Origin of the sequence: Roseateles sp. NT4, from assembly GCF_051857475.1 — a bacterium.
Lineage (GTDB): Bacteria > Pseudomonadota > Gammaproteobacteria > Burkholderiales > Burkholderiaceae_C > Pelomonas.
In genome coordinates this window covers 1,604,794-1,629,887 of sequence record NZ_JBPZGZ010000002.1, presented here as the reverse complement: position 1 = coordinate 1,629,887, position 25,094 = coordinate 1,604,794, and the positions used below count along the sequence as shown (strand labels likewise).

Here is a 25,094-nt window from a genome sequence, read left to right as displayed (position 1 = left end):
AGCCCCGCTAGAGTCGTCAAATGCACAGATCTGGACTTGGCTCCTGTCAAGGGATAAATGGGATTCCCATAGCACGTGTCAGCACGGGGTCGGTCACGACTTTTCTCGCGCACCCATTTGCAGGCACCTACTGTCGGCTCCCATTCGAAAGTCATTGGGCAAACACAACTACTAGCAGCCTCAGACCACGCGGTGCCAGCAGGGCAATCGCCAAAGGCGGTAGTACTCGTAGAGTTGTATTGATACGGGCGCCACGAGGTGCAAACTCCGGCTTCATCCTTGTGGTCACAAGTCTCCATCGTTCCAGAGCAAGTAACGTCCAACGTAGTTGCCCCATCGAAATGGAGCCAATTTCCATTTGCATCCTGGAATGTTTTAAAGCCTATCCAGTGAAAACCAATGAGTCTTAATTGGTTTGAATTGCCAGCATTGAAATCATTCAGCCAAATTGAACAGGCCGCGCCAGGGTCGGCTACCAAGCCGCCAGTTGGCCTGTTTAAGCGGTACTGCGACGGCATCAAAGCACTGGCCTCCACCACGCAAAGCAACGTGAAAGTCGCCAATAACAAGACGCTCCTGAAGGCAGTCAGTGCCGAAATGCCGCGCCAATAAAACGAAGCGAGATTCAAAAATCGTTCAGACATTAAGCTCACGAATTACCTACAAGAATTTCTAAAGGCCGCGACGTCGATCAAGCGGCCGGGGCTGATTTCCGAGACGATTCAACGCATTTCCAGTGGGGTCGCCGGCATCAGCAAAAGACGCTCAGGAGGGAGCGAAGAAGTACCTTCAAGTCTTTTGCAACGCAGAGTCTTCGCCCGCGCGTTGGACTCGCTGAGGCAGCGATGGACACCGATGTGTAACCGCCAACCTCACGAGTGCTAATCCCACATCTAAGCGTAATTTTTTGCCTTGACTGCGCACATCAGGCGACTCCGGGCGGAGGCCAAGATCTAGCCCTTCCATTAGCTGCCGACAACTGCATGCCGGACTAACCTCTCAACGCTTGAATTGCAAGGGTTCTGCTTGGTCGCTGTTCATCGCGCGTTTCGACGCAACGAGCAAGCGCTCGATCTGGTGCGCTCTGCGTCAGACCGGGCTTCTTCGCCATCGCTAACTCACCCGAGCTTCGAGCTTCCTGGACCGGTCATTCGCGCCTGCATGGACCAATTTGACCGGCCCTCTCTTACCAGGCGCTCCGCGATGCAACCGATTGATAGTCCTGCAGGCTAGAACGCACCGTTCTGATATGGCGAATTGGTTACGTTGTTTCCTGTGACTCTGAATCCGCAGGTATAGCTATAGGGGCTATTGGACGAAATTATTGTTGTCGACTTGTTCGGCCCAAGCGCTGACTGGGGGGGCGTTGTAATCGATGCGCCCGATTGCGTGCAACTTGCCTTAATGCCGGTGATCCACCCAGGTCCTGTATTTGTAAGCACGAGAGTAGAGGACATGCTACCAGTACGTGTGATGTACGCCTGGGTAAAGGCCCCTTGGGGAGTTCCACTTCGCACCGCATTCACAGCGGCCGTCGCGTTGACAATGCCAGAGCCGCATCCTGAACAGGTTGCTGGGAACGCCTTTGCAGTTCCCTTCAAGATGATCGACACGTCATCTGGATTCAGCCCTGGATTAACCGACAGCATCAATGCTGCCGAGCCCGAAACAACTGGAGCGGCAAGCGAAGTGCCTTGCTGCATTTTATAGGTATCGGTTGTAGGCGTTGTCGAGCCGTCGTTCGTCGCTACCCACATACTAACTCCAGGGGCGGACAGAGCGATACCACTTCCATAGTTGCTGGCCGTTTGCGCACTCTCCACCCACCTCTGGCCGGTCATATCGATTGCTGCGACAGCAATAGCGCCAGTGCAATTTGCTGGCCATGCTGAGCTTACATCGACACCCTTATTTCCGGCCCCGGCCACGACCGTCGCACCGAATGCGCGAGCACTGCTGACGGCGTACTGCAATACAGAGGGGCATGCGCCGTCGCCAGCGATAGAAACGTTGACTACCCTAGCGGGATAACTGTTCTGCGGAACGCCAGATACCGCTCCGCCAGCCGCCCAAAGGACGCCGTCTGCCAAGTCACTTTGGTAAGCACCGCACGCGCCACTAACTCTCACAGAGAGTAGTTTTGCAAACTGCGCGACTCCTGCAATGCCGCGACCGTTCTCAGTTCCCGCCGCCGCGATGCTTCCCACCATCGTTCCATGCCAGCTTGAATTGGCTGCATTGGAAAGATCGCCTGTGCACTGCCCGGCAGTGCGCCAGTTACCGGGATCCGTCGGGTTTGCGTCACGACTGTCTCCGTCTCGCGACAGAGAAGCATTGCTTACGAAGTCATACCCGCCAGAAACGGTCTGTCCAAACAGATCGTCATGTGCTGTCAAGCCGGTATCGACAATAGCAATAACGACTCCCGAGCCTGTCGCTCCAGTCGACCATGCGGGTATGACATTGGCTCCCGCAGAGCCGTCAAACAGGCTCCATTGCTCCCAATATTTTGGATCCGAAGTTACCGGCACGCCGATCAAATCAGGCTCGAAGAAAGCAACGTCACCACGCGCTTTGGCGATTACAGCCAAACTGGCACTCAACGCTCGACTCGAGGTAAATCGATCAAGCTTTAGGACATGGATACCACGATCCATTGTTCTCAAATGACGCGCGCTGAATCCCAAAGTGCCCAGCGCCGATTTCAGGATGGCCAATTCTTGATCCTTTAGGCTTTTCGCCGAGGGACTCGCGTCACCAAATTTTATAAGCACCTGGTCCGTTTGATCTTCAATCGGTGCTGAATTGGCCGCAATAGCACTGGCGGCAATCAAAGCCGCAATAATTCTATTTTTCATCTCTCCCTTTCGTGAAAAAACTAAATTGGCGCCAACGCCACCTCGATCTTCGTGCCATTAGTCAAGCGGGCTGGGCAGTTTCCCGTTTGAGTCGAATAGACCGCGTCGACAATGAAACTCTTGGACTGAAATCCGTTGGCAGCCGCAGTAAAGGATATTTTTGCTTTGCCCGACCAAAAGCCGCAGGGCGCCTTGCATACAAGCGCGCCGCCATCCACTGACATCCCCTTTGACTCGATCACCAACAGTGATGGGTCTGGGACAACGTCGTTTATTTTTATATTTGTCAGGCGAATTTCCGCGATAGCTGCGCCGCCGCTAGCGTTGGTAGCCTTTTGAATAGTGAGGACGGGCTCGTCGACCTCAACATTGCAAGGCCCGCCTGCGGTTTCGGATTCGGAGCCGCCGCCGCCACAACCGGCAAGAGACAATGCGGTCAATACTGCTATTACAGAACTTTTTGCAACCAAATACTTAGTCATGGCGCTTCCATAAAAACTGATCATTGGTTCCGGTGCTATTTATTTTTACCAGATTTTATTTCTTGTTCAATTTCACGCCTAGCTTTGTCAAAGGCCAAACCGAGTGAGCCATCAATAGCTCTAGAGGACAAAGCTTGCTTGAGGTCATCCAGGGCTTCAAGAGCCTGTGTCCCACCAAGTCTTTTAATATTTGTCATGCAACGGGCGTGGCGGCCGTGGTGAGCCGCCCCACGCCGGAGCCGAAGCTCGCCCCGGTTTGGTCATAGGTCCAGCTAAAGGTGCGGCTGGTGCTGCCGGACTTGCTGTAGACGACTTGCTTGGGGCGATCGAGTTCGTCGTAGGCCCAGGTGGCCAGCACGCCACGGGCATCGGTGAAAGTCTTCAGATTGCCTGACGCATCGAACGTGCTGTTGGCCGTCCCGGTGTCGGGGCTGATGAGCTGCTCGGTGTCTCCCAGGCCCGTAGGCTTGTACTGGGTAATCAGTCGCTTGGGGTCCGTGACGGAGGTGAGTTGATCTCTCAGGTCGTAGCCCAGGTCGGTCACGCCATTCTTGGCGTTGGTGGACTTCTTGCGCCGCCCGAGGGCGTCGTACTCGTCCTTGGTGGCGCAGGCCTTGGTGCTGGGCGCGACCACGCGCTTGGTCGGGTTGCCTTCGGCGTCGTACTCGTAATTGGCCACCGGGGTCGGCGACACCGGAGGGATCGGCAGCGTCTGGGCACCGGCGGCGCCGGACAGTACAGCCAACAGCGCCGCGCTCAGTCTGAGCGAGGTGGCCGGGCGGTCCAAGCGGCTCACGGAGGGTTTGATCGGTTCAGTTCGCATGACTCATTCCCTCCCGGTCACTTGTTGAATCCGGTTGAGCGCATCGGGGATGCGCGTGAGGGATCGCGTCAGGAGGTTCGCTGGGTCCTTGATGACCTCGCCGGTGCGGATGCCGCTGTTGTCCAGCGTGTAGGTGATGCTGTTGCCCCGGTTGTCGGTGATGGTGGTGAGGCGATGGGCGTCGTCGTAGCCATAGCTCACGCTGCTCAGGTCGGGCTGCGTCACTGTCTTGAGTAGCCCCGTGGGCCAGTAGTCGTAACTTGTCAGCGCGCCGTTTGTCGTGCTGATCTTGAGGCGTTGGCGCGCATCGAAAGTGCGAACCGTCAGGACGTTGTTGGCGTCAGTCATCTCCAGCCACTGGCCTGCGGTGTTGTACTTGGTGTAGTGAATCACCTGTTGTTTAGCATTGGTGACGCTGTCCAGATCACCTGGGGTGTGGTCAGCGGTGGTGTCGCTGAAGTAGGCATAAGTCGTGACGTTGCTGCGCGGGTCGCTGTAGGTGAGGACGCGGCCGTAGGCGTCATAGGTCCACTTCTCTTCGCGTTTGGGGACACTCGGGGCCGTATCCAGCGTCGCACTGAAGCCCTTGCTGCCGTCGGCATCGGTGGTCGCTTGTTCGACTTGCTTGCACAGCACGACGATCGGGCTGCCGTCCGGTAGCAATGCGGTGGCGGGCGCACAGGACGCGATCGTGTTGCTGTTGAAGGGGTCGGGCTGACCGTTGTAGACCTTAGTCACGAGGCGGCGGGGTTCGGCCACCTTGGTCTCCAAGCGCCAGACGGGGTGCCAGGCCGCAGTGATCTTGCGCGAGCCGGCCGGCAGCGCGGCGCCGTCGACCAGCAAGGCGGCGCAAGCGGTGCCCGTGGGAAGGCCTTCAACGCGCGTCTTGGTCAGGTTTCGCGTCAGGTCATTGGCGTAGCAGCTGCGGTAGCCCCGGAAGTCTTCTTGCCAGTTCAAGTTGCCGCTGGCGTCAAAGTCCTGAGAGCGGGTGCTCGCAGCACAGCCGGATCCGGCAGGCTGTGACTTGGAGGCAGGGACGTTTTGACCCTGCACGCTCTTGGACGTGACCGACACGCTTTGCCCGTTAGGGCCCGTGACAGTGGCAACTGACGGCAGGGTGAGATTGAAGGAGCGGGTGTAGATGCCTTTGGTCGAGTCGTACGCTCGCACGGCACTGAGCTGCGGGCGGCTCGTGAAGCTGCTGGAGAACTTGTTGGTACCGCCGGCTCTTTCGGTAGAGGTGGCGTAGCCGTCGGCGTCGTAGCTGAAGGTGCTGAAGCGCTTGTCGTCTTCGTCCTTCACGCCGGTCCATAGCGGACCCACACCGCCGGTGGTCGATTCGAGCACGAGGGTCTGAACTTTTCCGTCGGCCCAGGTAAAGCTGTCCAACCTACCCTCTGCGCTGTAGCCGAGATCGACCGAGCCGGAGGTGGAGAGGATCTTGGTGACCTTGGCGTCGATCTGGGGATCACCCGACTCCGGGAACAAGCCGTACCGGAAAACGGCGTACTGGCCGAACGGGTCCGCCACGGAGATCGGCAGCCCGTTCACCATAGAGTTGCCTACATACATGGGCGACCAGGGCGCGGAGAGGGTTACCGTGATCTTGGATCCATCCAGTTGCCACAGCTCGCTCATCGCAAACCGCTCAGGCGTGGCTCGCGTGAAGAGGGCTAAGACCCCATTGGCGGGGTCACGAACCATGATGCCGCCGTACTCATCCGTGATGGTCAGCTTCGCCTCGGGATCGGAGGCCGAGGTCAGTGTCGCGCCCACCCCCAGAGAGGGGCCTTGGAAAGTCGTGATGTTCCCGCGGTTGTTGAAGTACTGCAGGACGTATTTGCCGGCTTCTTGGTCGGGTCGGCGGTAGATGCTGGCGGCCCAACTGGGCGTCCATTCGCCGCCCACCGAGGGGATAGCGCCTATGGCGTTGACGGGCTGTGAGAGCTGCTTGGCCAGCACCATGCGCAAGCTGTCGTAGGCCAAGGACAGCCGCATATAGCGAACGCCAATACCCAGATCGAGAACTTCGGCCTTCTTGCCGTTGAGCGGCTCGATGGGGTTGCCATACGGATCTTTTGCTGAACACGACGGCAGCTTGCTCGAAAAGCTGAAGACGTTTTGCAGCTTGCGGCAATTTACGAAGCCTTCGTCCCACTCATAGCCGTCATCGCAGTAGTAGTTGGCCAAGTAGACGAAGGGATCACGTCCCGCCCAACCGGCCGCAGCCACACCCGTGTTCTCTCCCGGACCACCCATGCCACCACAACTCGAACCCAGGCCTTTGGATTGCGCCCATATTGCGCAGGCTGTATTGGCCTCAGTTGAGGTGTCATACCAGCTGTAAGTTGTCTGATGCGATGCGTCTGGCTCATACGAAACGACAGTCTTGCGAAGGCCGGCGACCACGTGGTCGGAGCCTCCGATCAATAGCAAAGCGAGCGGCAGCGCCGCCTTGATTCTTAGCGAGACAAACGAAGCGTGGATCATTGGTTCCCATTTGGTGGACTGAGCGCGGCAGCCTTGTATCCGCAAAGACAAGAATTTGCTAATCCCTTAACTTTGCGTAACTTTTTCCATTGACGATGCCGTCTCAATCTCGCCGGTGAAGTCATCTTGACGCAGGGCCAGTCAAGCGACGCGGAGCATTAGGAGCAGCTTCTTTATCTGGCTTCTTGCCCGCAACGCTGACGACACAACTCAACGAACTCGCTCATATGAAAAAACTTGTCTTCGCTCTTTCGCTGGCCGCCCTGCTCGCCGGGTGTTCCGACCCGAAGTTGGACGCGTCGAGCGACGAGGCGATGAAGGTTTCAGTGCAGCGCGTCCGAGAGAAGCTGCCGGAGGCTAAGCGGGGCGAGTTCGACGAGGCGCTTCAACTGCTCGCGTTCAGTCAGATCGACATAGGAGAGGTCATGCGCGACAGCAGCGGCCCCGCCACCGTGCAAGAGAAGGTCCGCGCCGCCGTCAACGGAAAAACCGCTGCAGAGGTCATCTCGGCAGGGACCAAGATCAAGGAGGAGCGCCTCGCCCGTGAGAGAACCCAGGCGTTGGCGGAGATCAAGGAGCTTGAGGCCAGCCGTCTTGCCGCTACCCGGGCTGCCGAGCAGTTGAAGAAGTTCGAGGTCATCCGCTCCCGGTTCTATCAGCACCCACGTGCCTTCATCGGCGGCAGTGAGCCCGTGATCGAACTGACGGTCAAGAACAGTACCGGCTCTCCCGTCTCACGCGCCTACTTCGAGGGAACTGTGGCAAGTACTGGCCGCAGCGTGCCGTGGATCAAAGACACGTTCAACTACTCCATCTCTGGGGGCATTGAAAGTGGTGAGCAGGCCAGTTGGAAGCTCGCGCCGAACATGTTCTCCGAATGGGGCACGGCGAAGGTGCCGGACGATGCTGTCTTCACGGTCACCGTAGTGCGGCTGGATGGTCCTGACGGCAAAAAGCTCTACTCGGCCGCCGATTTCGGAGATCGAGAACGCAAGCGCCTGGCCGAACTGAAAGCGAAGTTCGGCATCAACTGAGTTCTGAGTCGAAGCGAAGTACCTTCATCTTGAACGGACCGTCGACGACGGCCAGGATGGCGTCCACCAAACCAGTGAACTGCTCCCCAGAAGTTGGACAGCGAGTTAAGGGGGCAGCTCTGCAGCGGAAGTCGACGGCGTTGTCGACCAATGCTATTTGTCGTACTGGTCTGCCCTGCGCGGCAAGTGGCGGCGGGTTCTGTAGTAGTCCCAACTCATCCAGCTCCCGGCCACCAAGCCTAATGGAAGCAGCACCCATTCCCACCAATGCAGCCTAGCGCGCAAAAGTACATCAGTTCCACACCGTCAATCGCCGTTAGCGGCGGCGGATTCAACCGGTCGACGCAACACACTGACCACTGCTCAGGCAGAAGGAGTGTTGCAAATGAAGTACCGGACACGAACGTACTGCACGGCCACGCAGAAGGCATTGATGTGGAAGCGTTGGAAGGACGGCTGGACGCTTCATGAGATCGGCAAGCTGTTTGACCGTGGGCACACATCGATCCAGAAGATCCTGTCGGCCAGCGGCGGCATTCGACCGCCCGAGCGCCGCCGCTGCACAGGTGCGCTGACTCTGGCAGAAAGAGAAGAGCCAATCGAGTTCAACGTGCTTGAGCCTGAACATCTCACGCGTGATCTCAATAGCCTTCGGTGACAGCATTTCCAGCGCGAACGCATCCACGAGTACAAAGACGTCGAGGAAGTCACGCGCACGCTCCGCGCCCGATCGGTTGCTACGCTTCACAACCGGTGCGTACTCCTCCATTTGTTGGCAAATGGCGCGCAGCTTCTCGCACGCAATCATTGTCGGCGAGTAGACATAGATGCGGTAGCCATCCAAGTCGACCGCCTCCTTGTCTTCGACATATTCAACCCGGCTGATGTCGATGAGGAACTTGCGGCCCTGACCAATGGAGAGCGCCGAGCGCCGCATCCGTTCAAGGTCGTCCTTTTGCTCCGCGAACTGCTTGTTAGTCACCAGCTTGAATTCCAAGCCGTAGCCGCCCCAAAAGTCCGCCAAATCTGCCGTTACCTGTGAAGGCTTCTGCGCCATCTTGAAGTCGAAGGGTTCATAGCCAGCAGGCCTGAAGGTCTTCTGCAGCGCCCGTTCGATCCGGCGCTGGACGCTGCCGAAGCCACCGGCAAAGTCATCGCGCATTGAGAAGTCGAGATCCACTGACTGGCGCGACGTCAATCTATGGATGAGCGCCATGGCGTTGCCGCCTTTCAGCACCAATTCATCCATCAACTCGTCGTCGGAGAACATGGCCTGCACAGCCAGCGTTTTGATCCTCTCAAGGGTCTCCAACTCGTCGCCCTCCTTGTTGGCTCTCCCTTTGACCATGCTCTCCAGCTCCCTGGCATTGCGCAACGACTGATTTTCCGCCGGATCGGCGAAGACGGCGGGTCGAGACTGGCCCGCCGCCTCTTACCCCGACATCACGCCGCGCTCGAAGGCCACCTTGGTGCCGAGCAGGGTGCCGGCCACATTGGCCATGGCCATCACTGCAGCGACAGGCCACAAGAGGCTCACTTTGCTGACGACGAGGGCTATGGCGAAGGCGTCCGCCCCACACTCATTAGCTTGATCGTTGCTGAGGCATGCTGGAGTCGTAACCCCGCAAGTGCACGAACAAGGGAAGGAAGAAGAAGTGCACTTTTGATTAGAGCGGCGAGCGGTATCGGGGCAAATATCTACAAACTCTGGTGCCGCCCAGTGTTCACTGCATAACCTGCGCGGACAGATTGTCGCGCATGCAATTTCGCCCCCCCAATAATAATCACAACCGCAGCCGGAAGTATTAATAACTAAGTTAGGGGCGCCAAACAGACGGCGACGACTCCGACTCCTTGCGACACCCATCGACGCCTCCATCGATCACCGAATTCAGGACGGAACTGGCGGGCGTTACCTCAATTCGCCCGGCTAGGAGCGCCTTCGCTCGGTGCGCCGCGGCAATGAGCAAAGACCCACCAGAAAATTGAACGCTGAAAACGCGACGCCCGAGGCCTAAATACCCGCCACGGTAACTTCAGTTGCAGGGAATTTACGTTTCGCACCATTTGGCCGACAGCGTACGCGTTGGCGTAACGGCTTCTACGAATATTCGGTGAGACGCTCCAGCCCCCCTGAAATTATCCTGTTGGCGCCGCAGTAATTTTTGCTGCAGCGGCGGTGGGGCAAATGCCGCCTGACTAATGCAAACCAATCATGGAGCGACAAAATGAGGAAGCACCTGAAGATCCCATGCGCGTTGATTTCGCTCACCACCATCGTCGTGCTAACGGCCTGCGGTGGCGGGGGCAACGAAAGTCCGGCGGAAAACGCCTCGTCCTTTCCCGTTGCAGCTGCCATGCAGCCTCTGCTTGCATCGCAGAGCTTTTCAGGACTGACCCAGCCTGGCGCCGATCTGGCATCCCTCCTCCCTGCGTCCGCTGCCGTAGGCGATGAAGGTGTCCTCGCGCGGGGGCAGACCGCGACACAGGTGACCACGACAAGCTATCACATGGAAGCGGGTGACTCAGACGCCGGCGTCCTGCGCATCACCACCGAAAGTCAGAAGGCTGGCGTCGTTGCTGCGTCAAGTGACCAGCTTTTCTTGATTCCCAAGGATGGTGGGATCGCAACGTCAATGGCCATGGCGGAGCCGGACATGACGCCCATCGACGCAGCGATTTTCAGTGACCCCGATGTGCCAACTCGATCTGCGGCGTCCGTCGCTGCTGCGAAGCAGTTTGAATGCAGCATCGCCCCAGTGAAGTATGGAACAGGAAAAACCAGCTCCGGGTATACCGTCTTTTTACACAATACAAGCAGCACTCGAAGCTACTACGCATATGCCGTGGAATGGAGTCAGCACAATCATGATAGCTATATCTCTTTTCAAACGCGAATGCTCTTGTCTCCGAAGCAAGGCAAGCTTTTGTACCTGAGGCCTACCAGTGGGAGCTACGTCGATTTTTATGCACGCTGTGCGACCACTGGGGACGTTCACTCGGTTGCGGAGTTCAAGGGGGGGCGCATGCAGTTCTGACACCGAGTCGATCTGCTTATGGCTTCGCCTTTAGCCAGCGTTCTAACCTCCGGGCATTTTTCAGCACCTGATTTGCTGCCGGGCCCGCACAGACGTCACGGACACGCCAATTTGCATGGAGAGCATCCCCGAGCGCGGGTTCGGCTGCACATGTCAGAGCACGCGCGTCTCAACGTCTGTGCTCAGGAAGAGTTTGAGATGGTTCAAAACCAAGCTGCTGCTGCACCGGCTTCTTGACCTCTTGCGCACTCGCCGTCCTTTGTCGCGCCCGCTCTTTCATGAAGGGTGCACTTCGGATGAAAACGCCGATTTGCTTGGCCAGCGTTCGGTCCTCTGCAATCTCGGACCCCGCAAGCGCCTTCATGAGGTGCGCCCAGCTCAGCATGGCATCCAGCCGACTGTCCTGGGACGCCCTTGCGGTCTTCTTCGGCGCGGCCACATTCCGCAGACGCCCTTCCCCCGTGGCCTTTAATCGCCACAACGGATCAGAGCTGTGGCGCTCACCACGTGAGGCTTGGCGAGATGCCTCGGCCTCAATGCCCCAGCCTCGGAGCTTTTCAGCAAACGTCTCTCGCCACCGGTGAAGATCCGTCTTGCGGGGATTGAGGCGTTTTCCCGAGGCCGCCCCTGCCCTCACGCTCAGGTGAACATGTGGATTGGCCTGATGCTCATGCAACACCATGACGTAGCGGTGCCCGCTCAACTCCGCTTGCGCGAACTCGCGAACCGCCCTTTGCAACAGTGCGGCATTCGTCCCCGCCGGCATCGACAGCATGATGTTGAAGGCTTCTCGCCGATGACCGTAGCTCTCGATCAGCGATCCGCCGTATCGCCACTGGTCCACCACGTCACGCACCGCCTCCTTGCCATTGCGCACTGTGCCGCGGTCGTCCTCGATGCCGAGCCGGCCGTACTTACTGATGTAGCGAAAGTGCGCCGCGATGGCCGCCATACCCCGTCCACCACCGGTCACCTTGACCATCACCTGCGGGCCACGACGAACCGTTGCCTCAATGCGCGCCCGAATGACAGCGGCCTTGCGCCGCACCAACGTCTCCAGCCGCGGCGGTGGCAACGACTTGACGATGCGGTTGGAGGGATAGAACAGTCTCTCGCCCCACTGGACGAGAACGCCGTCTACCCGCTGGCTCGGTGTCATCGCCGCCGCCTCCGTGCAGGCTGAAGCTCAGCGATCAGTACGGCTGCCACCTTGAGATGCTGACGCACATCGCTGGCCAACGACACGATGCCTGCTCTGTACGCATCGAGTTCCGCTGATGAGCCTCGACCCAGCAGCCGCATGAACACATTGAGATCGGCAGATATCGCCGCGACCCGGTCTGTCGAGGTGCTCAGTGCCGCCACTGCCGCGTGATGATTGGCAGCAAGCGGAGACGGCGGCTCACCGTCGATCAGCGCGCAGACATACGCGCCTTGCGAGACATCCGAGGCGTGAGCACGCTCGGCAAGTGCCGCGGCATGCGCTGGCGTCAAGCGCAGCGTGACCTTAGCGACTACTTGAGCCCCCGATCCACCGCCTATCGGTCCGCTGTTGCCGCCGGCGGTGTCGTCAAGCATTTGCACGATCGCCTTCCTTACCCATGCTGCAGACGGGATCTGGCGCTGTGCCGCTGCTGATCGAAGTCGATCACCCAAGCCTCGAAGGTCCACCGTCACGCGATCGCGGGACGCAGGGCTGCTCGCGTCAGCACAACGCATCCTTGGAGATAACTGTGATGGGCCAGCAGCCAAGGTTGCGGTGCTCTCCATGCTGCCGCGGACGGGCACGGGCTCCGCCCCTTCGAGCAGCTCCTGCAGAAGACACTCCACGGCCATCCGCGTCATACGCATGCACGCATGGTGACGACAACAAAAGAGACTCGCCAGAGGGCCGCCGCGCAGCGGGTATGGAACGGACTTTCCATTGAGGCGTCGTGCCGTCGCGAGCGATCTCACGACGTCTCTCGCTCAGTCACCACCTGTATCAACTTAACTTGGCCGCACTACGCGGCAATGCCTCGCTGAGGTCCCGTCAGTCGTCCTGGAAGGCTGCCGCCGTCTCGACGGCGCGGTGTGCAACCGCTCCTGCATCTGCACGTAATGTCTCCAACGGATAAGTCCCTATGACCAAGCCGCCATAGGAAATCTGGAAGCCTCGAATGTCCCCGGTCACGCCTGCCGCTGACTCGATCGCTTCGCTGATCGAACTGAATCCAGCAGCGCTTTCCACCAACTGGCCTGCGAACTCCACGTGAAACTCATAGAAGCCCGATTCGAGCTGCTGAATGCCCAGGTTCAGGATGACGCCCTCTCCCCGCTTAATCATGCATCGCTCTCTCCAGCCACCACCGAGGCAGCACCCTCAGGGCTTGCAAGCGCCACGGTCCAGTGCCCGCCGCTCTCCTGGCGCAGATTGAGTAAGTCGTAGGTCTTCAGCATGTTCACCAGTCCCGAATGCCCGAACGTCTGAGGCGAGAACGCCGGATCCGTCCGTCGCAGATACGACCCCAGCGTACCGACATAGACCCGGCCATCAGCCGTGCCGCTTGCCATCAGCCTCACTGCAGCAATCACCGACTTGGGCCGCAGTTTCGGCTTGACCACAGACGCCGCCTTGGGGACCTGCGCCTGCACGTCGACGGGACTGGCCGGCTCTGCAGGAGCCCACTCGAAGAATTGGTCACTGGCATTGCGCAGGGCGTCAGGTGACTTCGCCTCTCCAACAATATGGACCGTCGCTCCGCGCTCCCGCAGCTTCCGACATAAATAGGCGAAATCGGAGTCGCTGGTGACCAGACAGAAGGTCTCTGCGCGCTGATCGAACAACGCTTCTAGGGCGTCCAAAGCCAGAGCGATGTCGGAAGTGTTCTTGCCGGCCGCGTACTGGTACTGGAGGCAGGGTGTGAATGCCAGGCGAACCAATGCGTCTTGCCACTTGTTGGCAAGCGTTGCGTGGTTTCCATAGCCTCTGCGCAAGACGACGCGGCCAAACTGGGCCCCGACGCGCAGTGCGTGCTCCAGGATATCGGGCTGGGTGTTCTCGCAATCAACAAGGACCGCCACTTTGGCGTCCGTCACTGCCTCAATGGTTCCCATAGACGCTCTCCTCTCGGCTCATGATATGCAGAGCCTGCCCATCTCTCGCTGAACGGGAGACTATCGAGAGATCCAGGATCTGGCGGTCACGCAAGAAGCAGAGCGCGTCTGCCGGATCCACGCACTTCCGCTTGATCACGGAGGTGGGCCAAGCACGCGCAATTGAACCATCCAAGCGGATGCTTCCGAAGGCTACCAGCCCTCCATCCAACTTGTAACTTGCAGCGTGGCCTTGGCGACATGCTTCTCTACGGTGCTGGTACTTATGCCGTACAGGCGAGCAATTTCCTGATACGTCATGCCATCCACCCGGCGCGACAAAAAGATCTCGCGAGTCTTGTCTGTGAGCCGGCCGAGACAGACGCTCAAGCGAGTCAGACGCTCGCGTGCCAACGCCACCTCCTCCGCATTCGGCGATGTGTCAACGAGCACCACCTCCTCGAGAACCACCTCTTCTCCACGTCGCAGGTTTGCGCGATGGGCGTCAATCGACAGGTTCAGAGCAGTCCGCATCAGGAAGGCCTCGGGCTCCGCAACCTCTTGCTCGCGCTCATAGCACGCCAAACGCACCCAGGCCTCCTGCACGAGATCTTCGGCCTCATGGGCGCTGCGACCGCGGCGCATCAAGGCGGCGCGGACACGCGCATACACATCGCGCCAGTTCTTGACAAGCAGCGCTGCCATTCCTAGTACAGCGTTCGGTCGATGTTTTGAAGCGTTCGCGCAAGGAACGCCACAGCGGCGGCCTCATCCGCGAAGCACCCCCGGCGCTTGACGGCCTGCACGACGCTCCTCTGCAAGCGCTCTGCAGTGGCGACGGCAGCTTCAAGTGCTGCCGCGTGCCGCAAATCAAAAGTGCTCAGGCGGTTGAATGGGTCATCGCTCGAAACTGCGGCAACCGAAGGCCATGGCGCCGCATCCGGGAGCAGCGACTCGATGTCCGCGTCGCTTTCGGCAGCAATCGCCTCAATCCACTCGACTCCGCGCTCACGCAAGTCCTGGGCAACGCGGGTAGACGCGGTGCCGGCGGGCCAGACTCCAAGGACCTCGTACTGGCCATGCTCGAGTAGCCCAAGCGACCAGACCCATCCTGTGACTCTGACTGCGCGATCGTCCGCTATGGCAAAGCGGACTGTCTTGAAGGTGGCGCATGCATACCAGGTACAGAGCGGCCTTCCAAGAAAGCTCGAATCTTCCGCGTGTCGATACAACGCTGTAGTGCGTGCTCCGCCCGCCTTGGGTGTCATTGACTGCATGACCATAAGTCCTTCCGTCAGCGCCGACAGAGGAAAACAAAGCCATATCGGTGCAATTCGTTGACTACATAGCCAACGCTTTGCATTCTGGCGTGCGCTCGCGGGTAAGGCAACCATTGCTGTTGACTAGCAACCCAACAAGAATGGCCGAACAGCGACGCTCTCGCCATAAAACTGACGAGGCGACCCAAAGTGAGTTGCCGAGCCGTCTGGGACGCAACCTAGCGGCCCGTCGGAAAGGACTCGGCCTTACTCAAGCCGATGTGGCTGAGAGACTCGGGGTGGACACCGAGACTCTTTCGAGATTCGAGCGGGGCAAGCATGTGCCATCGCTTCTGACGCTTGAGCGAGTGGCGGCGGTACTGGGTACGACATGCGGTGCGTTGCTCGAAGAGGCTCCGCCGGAGCCATCCTCGGACGCGCTGATGATCGAGTCTTGGCTATCTGGCTTGAGCGCAAAGGACGCGGCCTTTGCGCGGCGCATGCTCAAGGCTTGCTGCGATTACCTCGCGCGCTGAGTGCTGCCGCTGCGATAGTCGCAAGGCCAAAGGACTCCTGATTGGCCGGCTTTCCGTGTACCACTAGCAGCCGAGCGGGGGTGTCGAGACGCCGAAGAGAAAACTAGAGTTCATGCGTATAAACGATGAACTCCTTGTGCTGGGCCACTTTGTCGTAGAGCGCTCGTCCGCTGGCGTTTGAGATTTGCGTGTGCCAGTAGACCCGTGAGCTACCGGCCACGCGAGCAGCGTCATAGACAGCCGAGATCAATTCGCGGCCAATGCCTTGGCCACGGAAAGACTGCGCAGTGAACAGATCGTGCAAGTAGCAGACATCGCGCAGCCGATTCGTACTCGGATGGAAGAGGTAGTGCACAAGGCCGACGACTTGCCCCTCGTGACACGCGACAAGCGCCCAGACCGGCCGCTCAGGATCAAAGAATCGCTCCCAAGTTGCAGCTGTGACGCCTTCGGCTAACGCGGTCTCACCGATGCGTCCGTAGAACGCGTTGTAATCGTCCCAAAGTGGTCGCCACCCAGCGTAGTCTTCACGATCGATGGGACGAATGAGGACTGTGTCAGGCATGTGATGTCAATAGATAGGGTTGTTGCCTCGGTCACTCGGCCCCGTCGCCTCAGGGCCTGAGTTGTCTAATCGTATGGGGACGTATGACGTGATGAGCAACCACGGCCAATCCGCAAACTACGACTTGTCGTAGTTATGGCGGCGCGCGCCCCTTCAGACAGTGCCTTCGAAGAGTTACCGGTTTCCAGTCCTCACCAGCGACTCCAGTGGACGGCTGAGCTTCGAAGGGTTGTCAGTGAACGCCCTGATCTCAAATCGCCGGTCGCGTTGATGCGCATGCCCGGGCATGTGCGATTGGGCAGCTGCAGCCCGTATCGCCGCGACTGCGCCCCTTGACATGACCGTGCCGCCACTCGGTAACGCTTGACCGCTATTCGGGCTCACGCCTCCCATGGTTACACCGTCCCGAGCGTGGGACGGAAGCTTTATCCGCACCTACCGCCGAACTCAAGCCATGCAGGCCCTGCGCCGTCATCGCCGAACGTACTCGACTCTGATCACCTGCCGTGCCATAACGCTAGCACGGCATTTCTACGTAATCTCGTAGCCGTATTATTAGAGATTCGACAGATCATCCCGGCGTCAAAGAAGCTACTAGCAAGCTGCGACTCGTTAAGACGCGTGGTCGAAATCAATGACGAGAATTTTCTTAGCGACCGGCTTCAGTATCTCGGCGGTGAAGTCCTTGTGTGTGGAGCTGCTGTAGAAGCGTGTCAGTGAAGCACGGTCGTCGAAGATCATGGTGATCGCATAGCCGAAGCCTTGTGCCCGCCCACCGAAGTCGGCGCCTTGCGCAATCTGCAGCAGACCATCCACGACACCGAGAAATGCTTCCACGGCGTCCTGCAAATGTTTGCGCTGCGCATCAGTCGCGCGCGAATTGAAACCGACCAAGACAATGTGAGAGATCATGACTAAGCTCGTTCAAGGGTGTTGGCGGGCCATCCGGTCGACTCTGCAAGGCCCCGCTGAAGCTTGGGGGTCACATCGGGCGTAGCGAGGGCGTGCTGAGCGATCTCATCCTTACGCGCGAACCAGACGCCGGTGTGTCCCTTTGCATAGACGAGAAATCGTTCCAACGATCTCACACGCGATGCGTGGCCCGACAACCGGTCGTGCAGGCTGACCACCATCATGCGCCGCCTGCGAGCGCCTTCTTCGTAGAGCTGATCGAATTCGTCCTTGAGCTGCTGCTCGTACGCGATCGGTGAAAAGCCGACGTGGTCATACGCAACGATGTCGTTGAGATGCACCGTGTAGGGCACCGAAACGAAAGGTTTTCCGTTGATATCTTGTATCCACGGCTCATCCATGTTGAGGTCATTGTTGTGATAAGTGAACGCCAGCTCTTGCAACAGACTCAAGGTCCGGACACTGCCTCGCATCCAATAGCAGTCGTACCCGCTGGGTCGCGACCCGGTCGCCCGCTCGATGCTGTCGATGCACGCTCTGATGAGCTTCCGCTCGTCGGCTTCGGGCAAGTTGTATTGGGGCGCCCACTCGAAGCCGTGCGCTGCGGCTTCATGCCCCCGTTCGACGATTTCCCGCGCCAATTCCGGCTCCCGTTCGACCGCCTTAGCGACCATAAAGGACGTAACTTTCAAGCCGTGCTTGTCGAAGAGGTCCAGCAATCTCGGAATGCCTTCGCGCACACCGTAGTCGAACCAGCTGTTCGTACCGAGATCTGGGAATCCTTCTTCAATTGGTTCTGTAATCGGTCCTCCTGCGCCGGAGATCGGCTGCCCTCCAGCTTCGAATTGCATTGCCAACGAGACGCATAGTCGCGCTCCGTTCGGCCAGAGTTCAGGCTTGTTCGACATTGGAATGACTCCTGGTGTTTGAAGGATGTCGACAGTCTGAGTTCTTGTTTTTGAGTGCGCAAGAAGGCACCGTTAGGTAACCCACACATGAACGAAGACGTCGAAAAGTTTCCTCCTCGCTATCCCGCTCGCCGGCTTCTCGCCCTAGTCGGAGACAAGTGGACACCCGTTGTCCTTTACAGCCTGTCCGAACATGTCAAAAGGTTCAGCGAAATTCGCCGGGAAATTCCAGACATCTCGAAGAAGATGCTCGCTCAGGTTCTGCGCACGCTTGAACGCGGCGGCGTCGTGGAAAGGACCGTTCTCCCGGTGATCCCTCCTGGCACGCAGTACTGCCTCACGGACCTGGGGCGGAAGTTGCACGAGCCAGTCGCCCTGCTCTGCGGCTGGGCCTCGCACAATGAGGAAATTCTGGACTTCGTCCATGCCCGGCTTCGATCTTGCAAATGAATTGATCAGCCATTCAATCGGTGTGAGGTCGATCGGCCACCGGCCGAGAAGTGTTGCTGACGACGATCGGCGGAGTACGAGATTTCGTAGGAACTCCAACGAACGCTCAGATCTCAAATTGCGTTGTGCACAAGCCTCGTCGGCGCGTCGGTCATATCCAGCTTGGCCATTTGTCATCAACCTAAGAGAGCGCTCCAAATGATTCGCATAGTCTGCCTGCTACTCGCGCTGCTTCCTTCGGTTTCGACGCCGGCCTAGACGCGCGATCAAGTCGATACGCACTTCGCTCTTTATCTGACGCTGGTCTATGGAAAAGACATTCGACCGATTTCTCAGCCTGATGTGCAGAGGTTGATCGGCACTTGGTACTTCGACTTTGAATCCGCCATCCCGTTGATGCAACGTCAAGGAAGACTGTCGCCTGAACAAACACGGGAGTTCCGCTCCTCGTTGAAAGACAAGGATCGGTCCATGAACTTCGCTCGGGAACCCATCTTCACCGTCGACGGCAGTCTTCGCGTCAAGATGCGCGGCATGCGGGAGTCTCGCTCGCTACAGGTAGAAAACTACCGGATTGAGGTCGGAGGCTATACCGTGTATTGCGCAGAAGGTACTTTCTACGTCGGTGGCAAGGAAATCCCTCTCTTACCGATAAGCAAGCGACCTCCTCGCTGATCGGTGACTCCCACAACGTCTGTGAGTGCCGCAGCTCAGGTGCGGCAACGAGAGCTGCTCATCCGCCGCACCGAACTTCATCCCTGAGATGATGATTCACAGCGGAGCTGTCATGCTCAAAGGCCTTTGAGGTAGAACTTAGAGTCAACCGCCATCCTCGGAAAGCTTTGAGGTAGCGCCGTCGGCTTGATCTCTTGGAAGCCGTTCTTTTCATAGAACCGATGGGCCGCGTGGAACTGCGCGGCCGTTCCCAGATAGATGCATCTAAGACCTCTGTTGCGACTCCAGGTGATCAGTGTGGAGAGCAACTGAGCGGCGACCCCCGGCTTGCGACCACGAAACGGAGGAGAGACGAACATCTTGCGCAAAGCTGCGGCACCGTTTCCGATGTCCAGAAGCGCGATCGTGCCGACGACATCGGCACCGTCCATAGCGAGCCAAAAGTTGCCGGCATCGCGTTGGTAGAAGGCAGCGATGTTGGTCAGGTCAGGCTGGTCTGCGCGGGTGATGGGAAGGCCGAACTCGTGCCGCTGGATCGGCAGAATCAACGATGCCACATCGTCTGAATATCCCTCCGTAAAGGCAATGATGTCGATCATGGAGATTTGTCGTAGCTGCAGCATTGGCGCTATGCCCTGTCTTGGATGCTCCCTTGATGCTACGGCGACACTTCGCGCTTTCCGGGAGCGCACACTCTTTGGCGCCTACGAGTTGTCGGGGGCATCGGAGCTTTTGCCTGCGTTCTTGCCGGACGATGGGCTGGAAAGTCGCGGCCGGTGGACCGAGCGCATGAATGCGACGCCCACGAGATGCGCTAGTGGCGCTTTAACCATTGAACGAACCAAAGCCAATTGCCGCTCAGCGATTGACGCTAATGCAGCCGATGATTGGCGTCAGGCTCGGTGCGCGAGGCTCAGGCGAGGTTGCAGAGACGCTCGCTGCTTTAACGCTATCGCCCAGGCGATGCCGTTGCTGGTACCGATGCTCGGATGGGACGCCTTACCGACCCTGCCGTTGACATTAATACAGGTCGTGAGATGGAGGTGAAGCCTGTGGGTGAGACGCTTTTTACGTATGCCGCAGTGAAGCTAGTCGCCTACGCTGCATGGAGTTACTGCGGACTATTGATTGCAGATTTGGGTAGCGCGCGCCCGAGCGGTTTGCAGCTGCTACGCGCAAGCCTGCTTATGGGCGCTATGAGGTGTGTCTTCGGATTCTGCTTCGGGATCGTGGTGGCTTTGATCGTTCGCCAAGAACTTGGCGGCTCGTTCGCTCTAACCTACGTGGCCGTCTATGCGCCCGTGCGCTTTTTCGAATGGGCGCTTCTAGCGCATCTGTCATGGCGCGCATGGCAGGACAAATGGTCGTCGCCGCGGCTATATCTGTGGATTGTGTTTGGGATCGTCGTCTCGTTCGCCGCTGACCTGGCTTCACCAGAGTTCGTTAAAGAAGGACGTTTCTGCTTCGGCCGATGCTTGTGCTGAATTGCCTTATGCGCGCATGCGTCTGCAAACCCGCCCTGACCATTGCGAACGCGCTTCACATATGAGGGAGCAAGCTGTCGCCAAGGCGACGGTGAAAGGTTTGAGGAATGCGCCGGTCCTCACGTCGAGTTCGTAGAGTTCTACCGCATGAGTCGGCGTTCTTGCCCTCAGCCGCACTCTGGAGTACTTAACACACATCAGAGAAGCAGCGGGAGTTACGAAAGTTCGGTGTGCTCGCGATCAGGACTCGCACTAGATTCGGACTGCTGTGACGATCTTCTGGGAGTACCCGTGGTGTTGAATATCGATGGCGCGTGCCGCGGCGCGGCCTATGCCCTTCTTTGCACGGCGCTATTCGCAGTTTTGACCGCATGTGGCGGCGGCGGTGATCAAGTGGGGAAACCGGTTCTGGGCCCGGGGTCGGGCGCGTCAAAACCATCGAAGGGCGCCAGTGCCGCTACCCACCCAGATTCGTAGCTCACCCGAAGGCGCGGCGAGCGAATACGCGGCAGCCATCATGAATACGTCCCTCGAGATGTTCGGGTAGGTTGGTAAGCACCAAGCTCGCTGGAGTTCGGTGGACAGCTTGCCGCTTGTACGCCAACGCTGCCGCGCCGTGCTCCACAAATTGAAGGATGTGCCGCCCATCGCGCGCAGCTATACAAGCTGGATCCAACCAGCCGGACGACGCGCTGACCATGCCCACCATCTCCTACGATTCCAGCCGCAAGGCTCTACTCCAACCCGAATCACGGGGAACGTTGCTCACCGACGGCTTTCGAGTCGAGGACGAAGCTCGAGAGGTGCAGTTCGCCATCGAAGCCGCGCGTCTGTCCTACTACCGCTATGACGAAGATGCCGACGAGGGCCGTCGGCTTTCGCAAGCCTTGGCACTAGCTGGCTTTGGCGCGCCGACATGCTTTCAGCATGCAGGCAGCGACGGGCAGGGGTTTGGCGCAGTCGACGCGAAGGGCCTGGGAGTCCTTGCCTTTCGCGGCACCCAACCGGACCGCATCTGCGATCTGGTGACGGACGCCCATGTCCTCCTGGTGCCATGGAATCTGGACGGCACCAGTCGGGGCGAGGTACATGTGGGTTTCAAAAATACTGCTTTGGGCATGTGGGCACAAGTCAAGCCGTGGCTCGATGCAACCAAGCCCAAGAAGCTGATCATTTGCGGTCACAGCCTGGGTGCGGCTATCGCGACGTTGCTCGCCGTTCCCGCAAGAGCCAGCCGGTTAGTCACGATCGGATCCCCACGGGTGGGCAACGCGGAATTCACAGCCCACGTCGGCAGCGCCGGCGTGCAGAACACTCGCATCGTGGACTGTTGTGATCTGGTTACCCAAATTCCCCCACCTGCCTTTGACTTTCATCACCTCGACGGTGGTTTCGAGTACATCGATCGATCAGGCGTGCGGCATTCCGCACCGGCGCAGGCGCTGATGGATGACGATCGACAAGCCGGCCGCGCCATCTACCTCGCCCAATACGCCTTTCGGTTCGGCACCGTGCTGACCCGTGACCTGGCAGACCACGCCCCCATCAACTACCTGAGAGCCTACTGGTCTTAGGGAACAGATGGCCAGCTGGCGTTGGTTCGGCTCGCTCAGCCTGCCCGAAGAGGCGGTTCTCGATCACCGCCTGCGGCAGAGCGCGTTAGTGTCAATCTCATTGGTTTACGCACAAGCCCAATGATTGCCGAACTCTCGCCATCGGTCACTGCCTCCGGGTTGCTCAAAGCACAACGCCCCTGCGCACTGAGCATCTATTAATCGTCGGATCGTTCTACCCAAGCCCTTTTCTACGCAGCGCCGCCTTCATTGCTCGCGCGGCTGCTTGGGGGGAGTCATCGACGACGCTTGTTTCGGGTTCCGCCGCCTTGTCAAGCTCGGGGGTCTGGCGCCCCTGCGCATGTGCCTGGTTGGGCAACAGCCCATCGAGGAGGAAGTTGATTCCACTTTTGAACGCCCCATCCCAGTCGCTGTCCAACAGCAGGCGTGAACGTTCAATCGTTGGGTACTGCTTAGCCTGCTCGAGCAACCGAGCCTGACCGTCGGCCATTTCCTCCTCCGTCAGTCCGAAGCTGGCCCTTGTGATGGTTGCCCCCATCACATAGTTCCAAAGGGACCAAATCGCGGGATTCAGCTCGGCGTCGCTCACACCTGCCGACGACAGCGCGCTTGCAAGCAGCTCCAGTCTCCCCAATATGCTGGGTCCAAGTGTTCTGCGGGGCAGTAGCGGCGCCGACCAGGGGTGGCGCAGCATGGCAGCTCTCCAGTCCTCTAAGACAAGAAGCACGGATCTGCGCCAGTCCTGTGAGCGGCCCAGGCTAGGCCCTTCGTACGCCAGAACGCTGTCAAGAGCCAGGTCAAGAACGTCGTCCTTCTTCGCGACATGCCAATACAAGCTCATGACGCCGCATTTCAACTTGTCGGCCAGCAATCGCATCGTCATCCGCTCGACCCCATGTTGATCGAGCAACTCAACGGCGACAGCGCCGATTCGCTCTCTGGACAACGGTTGCTCGGCGTCGGGTTCCTGCGGTGCGGCCGCCGCGCGGTGCTGGCGCTTCGCCAGGCCGCCTCGAGTTCTGCTCTTGTCATTCATAGCTGGTCCACGATGGTCTGGCTCGATTCTGGCAAGACCTGAACCTTCATAAATGTAGTTGACTGGTACGTTGTACGACTGTATCGTGGCATCGGCTCGTACAGCGTACGAGCAAATTCATAACCATCGAATGAGTCACCCCAACATGAGCACTGGAATCAACGAGGCCGCAGCGGCCGACTTCGGCCTGGCCATCGTCAATCCGCAACACTTGTACGACCCGACGCCAAACGGCTACAGCACGGTGGTCATCACGCCTGCCGCATCGCGCCTGGCCTACATCTCCGGGCAAGGCGGCCAAGACGCAAGGGGTGAGCTCTCTGCAGACTTCGCCACGCAGGTAAGGCAGGCCTACGCAAATCTAAGTACCGCGCTCTCCGCAATCGGTGCCGAACCTCGACACGTCGCGAAACTCACAGTCTTTGTCGTCGATCACGACATGTCCAAGCTTGCCGTGTTGACCTCCAACGTGAAGGAGTTGTTTGGCGAGGCCCTGCCCGCTCAGACCTTGGTTCCAGTGCCCAAGCTTGCCATCGACCCCATGCTCTTCGAGGTGGAAGCCATCGTTGCACTGCCAAATTAAGTGGTCGCGATGCGACGCCACTAGCGTTCGGGGATTTGCGGCCCCGCTAGCGATCAGCCGCGCATGACAGCGCGGCTCCAGGCGTCATAGGTATGCCGAGCCAGGAAGCTGTGTAGAACTGCAATTCCACAACCAAAGCACGTCGTCGGTAATAGCTGCCCCGACTTACCAGGACAGACCGAAAAACCCGCTGAGGCTGCGGCCCTGCGCGTCATTTTTGATCTGCACTCGGCCATCGAAAGTGAACTTGGCCGTGCTGATCTTGCCGGTGACGTCGACGGTGCGGGCATTGCCTTCCTGCGTGAAATTGACGAATAGTTTGTTACCCGATTTGGACTCGAAGCTGAGCCCCGCGGCGATGGTCTTTGTCGACTGTCCGCCAGCAGAATCCTTGCGGTAGTTAAAGTCGAAGCTCAGCGTGCCGTTCTTCAGCGTGGTCTTGATGGATCCGCCCAGCTCGATGGTTTGGCCCGCTGTGCCTGCCACGTTGCGGCCCACGCTGAGGCGTAGGAAGCCGGTGGCGATGTCCATGTCGAAGGTCGTTTCCACCTTGATGACGGAGCGGCGAACGCCGCCGTCCTTCACGTCATCGATGCTGAAAAACAGCGTGAAGCCGGTCTTGATCTCCAGGCTGCCCTGGAACTGCAGGCGCCGTTCTCCACTGCTCTTGGACTGATAGACCATCTCCAAGTGGTTGCGAGCACGGCTGACCTGTACCTGCGCGGGCAGGTTCAATGGGTTGGCCGCGATCTCCAGCTTCTTGTCGTCCAGTGCAAAGTGCAGGCGGATCTGGTCGGCCAGCGTAGGATCTGTCAACCGCTCCCAGATACCTGAGAACACAAGGCTGCTGGGGAAGCTGGGCATTTCCTTGTCGTCGAAACGGAAGCGAAAACGCGATTTCGTGTCTTCGATGAATCCGTCCAGCACTGAGGTCTTGCCGTTGATCGAGACGATGAGGTTGCCGTCGCCGTTGAGGCCAAACAGGCAGTCCAGCTGGAACACGAAGTCGAGATCCCCATCCGGATCCACAAACAGGACATTCTTCTCAAGGTGGTAGCCCACCAACCCGTCCAGCGTATTGACCAGCGTGCACACCGTGGTGCCGTTCTGGGCGATGGTGAGCTGGTTCCTGTCGTTGAAAGCCCAGTCCACATCAATGTTCTGGGGACTGCCGCCGGTCGGCGTGTAGACGATGCGATTGGCTGCCGTCTTCCAGCGGCCCAGCACGTTCTTGGCCGAGTCTTGTACGTCGCCGTCCGTGTCGAAATTCAGCTGCTGGCCGGCGATCTGAAGAGCAAAGCTTCTCATGGGG

The 25,094-nt window shown here is 58.8% G+C and carries 26 protein-coding genes and 2 pseudogenes; 11 read left to right on the top strand and 17 right to left on the bottom strand.

Features of this window, described 5'->3' with window-relative positions:
• The first annotated feature begins 429 nt into the window (after nucleotides 1-429).
• Nucleotides 430-612 carry a hypothetical protein gene (locus ACS5PN_RS17280; protein WP_439465213.1) on the top strand — a complete coding sequence of 61 codons (183 nt, stop codon included), beginning with the start codon at nucleotides 430-432 and terminating at the stop codon, nucleotides 610-612.
• Nucleotides 613-1,229: 617 nt separating this feature from the next.
• Here the strand turns inward: ACS5PN_RS17280 and ACS5PN_RS17275 are convergent.
• Genes ACS5PN_RS17275 through ACS5PN_RS17255 form a run of 5 tightly spaced genes read right to left on the bottom strand, consistent with a single transcriptional unit; the run spans nucleotide 1,230 to nucleotide 6,653 of the window.
• Nucleotides 1,230-2,858 (bottom strand): S8 family serine peptidase, encoded by a 1,629-nt coding sequence (locus ACS5PN_RS17275; RefSeq protein WP_439465212.1) that lies wholly within the window; start codon nucleotides 2,856-2,858, stop codon nucleotides 1,230-1,232.
• A 20-nt stretch (nucleotides 2,859-2,878) separates the two neighbouring features.
• Nucleotides 2,879-3,340 (bottom strand): hypothetical protein, encoded by a 462-nt coding sequence (locus ACS5PN_RS17270; RefSeq protein WP_439465211.1) that lies wholly within the window; start codon nucleotides 3,338-3,340, stop codon nucleotides 2,879-2,881.
• Nucleotides 3,341-3,375: 35 nt separating this feature from the next.
• Nucleotides 3,376-3,537 (bottom strand): hypothetical protein, encoded by a 162-nt coding sequence (locus ACS5PN_RS17265; protein ID WP_439465210.1) that lies wholly within the window; start codon nucleotides 3,535-3,537, stop codon nucleotides 3,376-3,378.
• Nucleotides 3,534-4,136 carry a hypothetical protein gene (locus ACS5PN_RS17260; protein ID WP_439465209.1) on the bottom strand — a complete coding sequence of 201 codons (603 nt, stop codon included), beginning with the start codon at nucleotides 4,134-4,136 and terminating at the stop codon, nucleotides 3,534-3,536. Before ACS5PN_RS17260 ends, ACS5PN_RS17265 begins: the two co-directional genes overlap by 4 nt.
• Nucleotides 4,137-4,166: 30 nt before the next feature.
• Nucleotides 4,167-6,653 (bottom strand): hypothetical protein, encoded by a 2,487-nt coding sequence (locus ACS5PN_RS17255; protein ID WP_439465208.1) that lies wholly within the window; start codon nucleotides 6,651-6,653, stop codon nucleotides 4,167-4,169.
• Between the two features lie 185 nt (nucleotides 6,654-6,838).
• Between ACS5PN_RS17255 and ACS5PN_RS17250 the strand changes: the two genes are divergently transcribed.
• Both ACS5PN_RS17250 and ACS5PN_RS17245 read left to right on the top strand, forming a co-directional pair.
• On the top strand, nucleotides 6,839-7,687 hold the full coding sequence (locus ACS5PN_RS17250) for a DUF6694 family lipoprotein (RefSeq protein WP_439465207.1): 849 nt from the start codon (nucleotides 6,839-6,841) through the stop codon (nucleotides 7,685-7,687).
• Nucleotides 7,688-8,072: 385 nt separating this feature from the next.
• Nucleotides 8,073-8,282: pseudogene (locus ACS5PN_RS17245) on the top strand (IS30 family transposase); the annotation flags it as partial.
• A gap of 51 nt (nucleotides 8,283-8,333) precedes the next feature.
• On the opposite strand, the pseudogene ACS5PN_RS17240 reads toward ACS5PN_RS17245, so the two are convergent.
• Nucleotides 8,334-8,957: pseudogene (locus tag ACS5PN_RS17240) on the bottom strand (nucleotidyl transferase AbiEii/AbiGii toxin family protein); the annotation flags it as partial.
• 958 nt (nucleotides 8,958-9,915) lie between these two features.
• Here ACS5PN_RS17240 and ACS5PN_RS17235 point away from each other — a divergent pair.
• Nucleotides 9,916-10,725 carry a hypothetical protein gene (locus ACS5PN_RS17235; protein WP_439465206.1) on the top strand — a complete coding sequence of 270 codons (810 nt, stop codon included), beginning with the start codon at nucleotides 9,916-9,918 and terminating at the stop codon, nucleotides 10,723-10,725.
• Between the two features lie 169 nt (nucleotides 10,726-10,894).
• On the opposite strand, the gene ACS5PN_RS17230 is transcribed toward ACS5PN_RS17235, so the two are convergent.
• The 5 genes from ACS5PN_RS17230 to ACS5PN_RS17210 form a co-directional block, all read right to left on the bottom strand.
• Complete coding sequence (locus ACS5PN_RS17230; RefSeq protein WP_439465205.1) at nucleotides 10,895-11,884, bottom strand: relaxase/mobilization nuclease domain-containing protein; 990 nt, start codon at nucleotides 11,882-11,884, stop codon at nucleotides 10,895-10,897.
• Nucleotides 11,881-12,303 (bottom strand): hypothetical protein, encoded by a 423-nt coding sequence (locus ACS5PN_RS17225; RefSeq protein ID WP_439465204.1) that lies wholly within the window; start codon nucleotides 12,301-12,303, stop codon nucleotides 11,881-11,883. The genes ACS5PN_RS17230 and ACS5PN_RS17225 overlap by 4 nt, the downstream gene beginning before the upstream one ends.
• A 454-nt stretch (nucleotides 12,304-12,757) precedes the next feature.
• Nucleotides 12,758-13,051, bottom strand: coding sequence for a hypothetical protein (locus ACS5PN_RS17220; protein ID WP_439465203.1), 294 nt, complete (start codon nucleotides 13,049-13,051; stop codon nucleotides 12,758-12,760).
• The gene (locus tag ACS5PN_RS17215; RefSeq protein WP_439465202.1) at nucleotides 13,048-13,821 is read right to left on the bottom strand and encodes an NYN domain-containing protein; all 774 of its coding nucleotides are present in this window, start codon (nucleotides 13,819-13,821) and stop codon (nucleotides 13,048-13,050) included. The genes ACS5PN_RS17220 and ACS5PN_RS17215 overlap by 4 nt, the downstream gene beginning before the upstream one ends.
• 192 nt (nucleotides 13,822-14,013) lie before the next feature.
• Nucleotides 14,014-14,505: an RNA polymerase sigma factor gene (locus ACS5PN_RS17210; RefSeq protein ID WP_439465201.1), complete on the bottom strand. Its 492-nt coding sequence runs from the start codon at nucleotides 14,503-14,505 to the stop codon at nucleotides 14,014-14,016.
• Nucleotides 14,506-14,531: 26 nt separating this feature from the next.
• Here ACS5PN_RS17210 and ACS5PN_RS17205 point away from each other — a divergent pair, with 26 nt between their 5' ends.
• The gene (locus ACS5PN_RS17205) at nucleotides 14,532-14,891 is read left to right on the top strand and encodes a hypothetical protein (protein ID WP_439465200.1); all 360 of its coding nucleotides are present in this window, start codon (nucleotides 14,532-14,534) and stop codon (nucleotides 14,889-14,891) included.
• 329 nt (nucleotides 14,892-15,220) lie between these two features.
• Nucleotides 15,221-15,595 carry a helix-turn-helix domain-containing protein gene (locus tag ACS5PN_RS17200; RefSeq protein WP_439465576.1) on the top strand — a complete coding sequence of 125 codons (375 nt, stop codon included), beginning with the start codon at nucleotides 15,221-15,223 and terminating at the stop codon, nucleotides 15,593-15,595.
• Between the two features lie 103 nt (nucleotides 15,596-15,698).
• On the opposite strand, the gene ACS5PN_RS17195 is transcribed toward ACS5PN_RS17200, so the two are convergent.
• The 3 genes from ACS5PN_RS17195 to ACS5PN_RS17185 all read right to left on the bottom strand — a co-directional run bounded on the left by ACS5PN_RS17195 (nucleotide 15,699) and on the right by ACS5PN_RS17185 (nucleotide 17,980).
• Entirely contained in the window at nucleotides 15,699-16,160 is a 462-nt protein-coding gene (locus ACS5PN_RS17195) for a GNAT family N-acetyltransferase (RefSeq protein ID WP_439465199.1), read from the bottom strand.
• A gap of 612 nt (nucleotides 16,161-16,772) precedes the next feature.
• Nucleotides 16,773-17,072, bottom strand: coding sequence for a Dabb family protein (locus tag ACS5PN_RS17190; RefSeq protein WP_439465198.1), 300 nt, complete (start codon nucleotides 17,070-17,072; stop codon nucleotides 16,773-16,775).
• A 2-nt stretch (nucleotides 17,073-17,074) separates the two neighbouring features.
• Nucleotides 17,075-17,980, bottom strand: coding sequence for a polysaccharide deacetylase family protein (locus ACS5PN_RS17185; RefSeq protein ID WP_439465197.1), 906 nt, complete (start codon nucleotides 17,978-17,980; stop codon nucleotides 17,075-17,077).
• Nucleotides 17,981-18,067: 87 nt separating this feature from the next.
• Between ACS5PN_RS17185 and ACS5PN_RS17180 the strand changes: the two genes are divergently transcribed.
• Together ACS5PN_RS17180 and ACS5PN_RS17175 are read left to right on the top strand one after the other, a co-directional pair.
• On the top strand, nucleotides 18,068-18,430 hold the full coding sequence (locus ACS5PN_RS17180; protein WP_439465196.1) for a winged helix-turn-helix transcriptional regulator: 363 nt from the start codon (nucleotides 18,068-18,070) through the stop codon (nucleotides 18,428-18,430).
• Nucleotides 18,431-18,772: 342 nt separating this feature from the next.
• The gene (locus ACS5PN_RS17175; RefSeq protein WP_439465195.1) at nucleotides 18,773-19,105 is read left to right on the top strand and encodes a hypothetical protein; all 333 of its coding nucleotides are present in this window, start codon (nucleotides 18,773-18,775) and stop codon (nucleotides 19,103-19,105) included.
• Nucleotides 19,106-19,221: 116 nt separating this feature from the next.
• Here ACS5PN_RS17175 and ACS5PN_RS17170 read toward each other — a convergent pair whose 3' ends face one another.
• Entirely contained in the window at nucleotides 19,222-19,704 is a 483-nt protein-coding gene (locus ACS5PN_RS17170) for a GNAT family N-acetyltransferase (RefSeq protein ID WP_439465194.1), read from the bottom strand.
• Nucleotides 19,705-20,142: 438 nt separating this feature from the next.
• On the opposite strand from ACS5PN_RS17170, the gene ACS5PN_RS17165 reads away from it, so the two are divergent.
• Together ACS5PN_RS17165 and ACS5PN_RS17160 are read left to right on the top strand one after the other, a co-directional pair.
• Nucleotides 20,143-20,589, top strand: coding sequence for a hypothetical protein (locus ACS5PN_RS17165; RefSeq protein ID WP_439465193.1), 447 nt, complete (start codon nucleotides 20,143-20,145; stop codon nucleotides 20,587-20,589).
• A gap of 698 nt (nucleotides 20,590-21,287) precedes the next feature.
• The gene (locus ACS5PN_RS17160; RefSeq protein WP_439465192.1) at nucleotides 21,288-22,163 is read left to right on the top strand and encodes a lipase family protein; all 876 of its coding nucleotides are present in this window, start codon (nucleotides 21,288-21,290) and stop codon (nucleotides 22,161-22,163) included.
• 214 nt (nucleotides 22,164-22,377) lie between these two features.
• Here ACS5PN_RS17160 and ACS5PN_RS17155 read toward each other — a convergent pair whose 3' ends face one another.
• The gene (locus ACS5PN_RS17155) at nucleotides 22,378-23,199 is read right to left on the bottom strand and encodes a TetR/AcrR family transcriptional regulator (RefSeq protein WP_439465191.1); all 822 of its coding nucleotides are present in this window, start codon (nucleotides 23,197-23,199) and stop codon (nucleotides 22,378-22,380) included.
• Nucleotides 23,200-23,344: 145 nt separating this feature from the next.
• Here ACS5PN_RS17155 and ACS5PN_RS17150 point away from each other — a divergent pair, with 145 nt between their 5' ends.
• Nucleotides 23,345-23,782 carry a RidA family protein gene (locus ACS5PN_RS17150; RefSeq protein WP_439465190.1) on the top strand — a complete coding sequence of 146 codons (438 nt, stop codon included), beginning with the start codon at nucleotides 23,345-23,347 and terminating at the stop codon, nucleotides 23,780-23,782.
• 165 nt (nucleotides 23,783-23,947) lie between these two features.
• On the opposite strand, the gene ACS5PN_RS17145 is transcribed toward ACS5PN_RS17150, so the two are convergent.
• Nucleotides 23,948-25,090 carry a hypothetical protein gene (locus tag ACS5PN_RS17145; protein ID WP_439465189.1) on the bottom strand — a complete coding sequence of 381 codons (1,143 nt, stop codon included), beginning with the start codon at nucleotides 25,088-25,090 and terminating at the stop codon, nucleotides 23,948-23,950.
• Nucleotides 25,091-25,094: the final 4 nt, after the last annotated feature.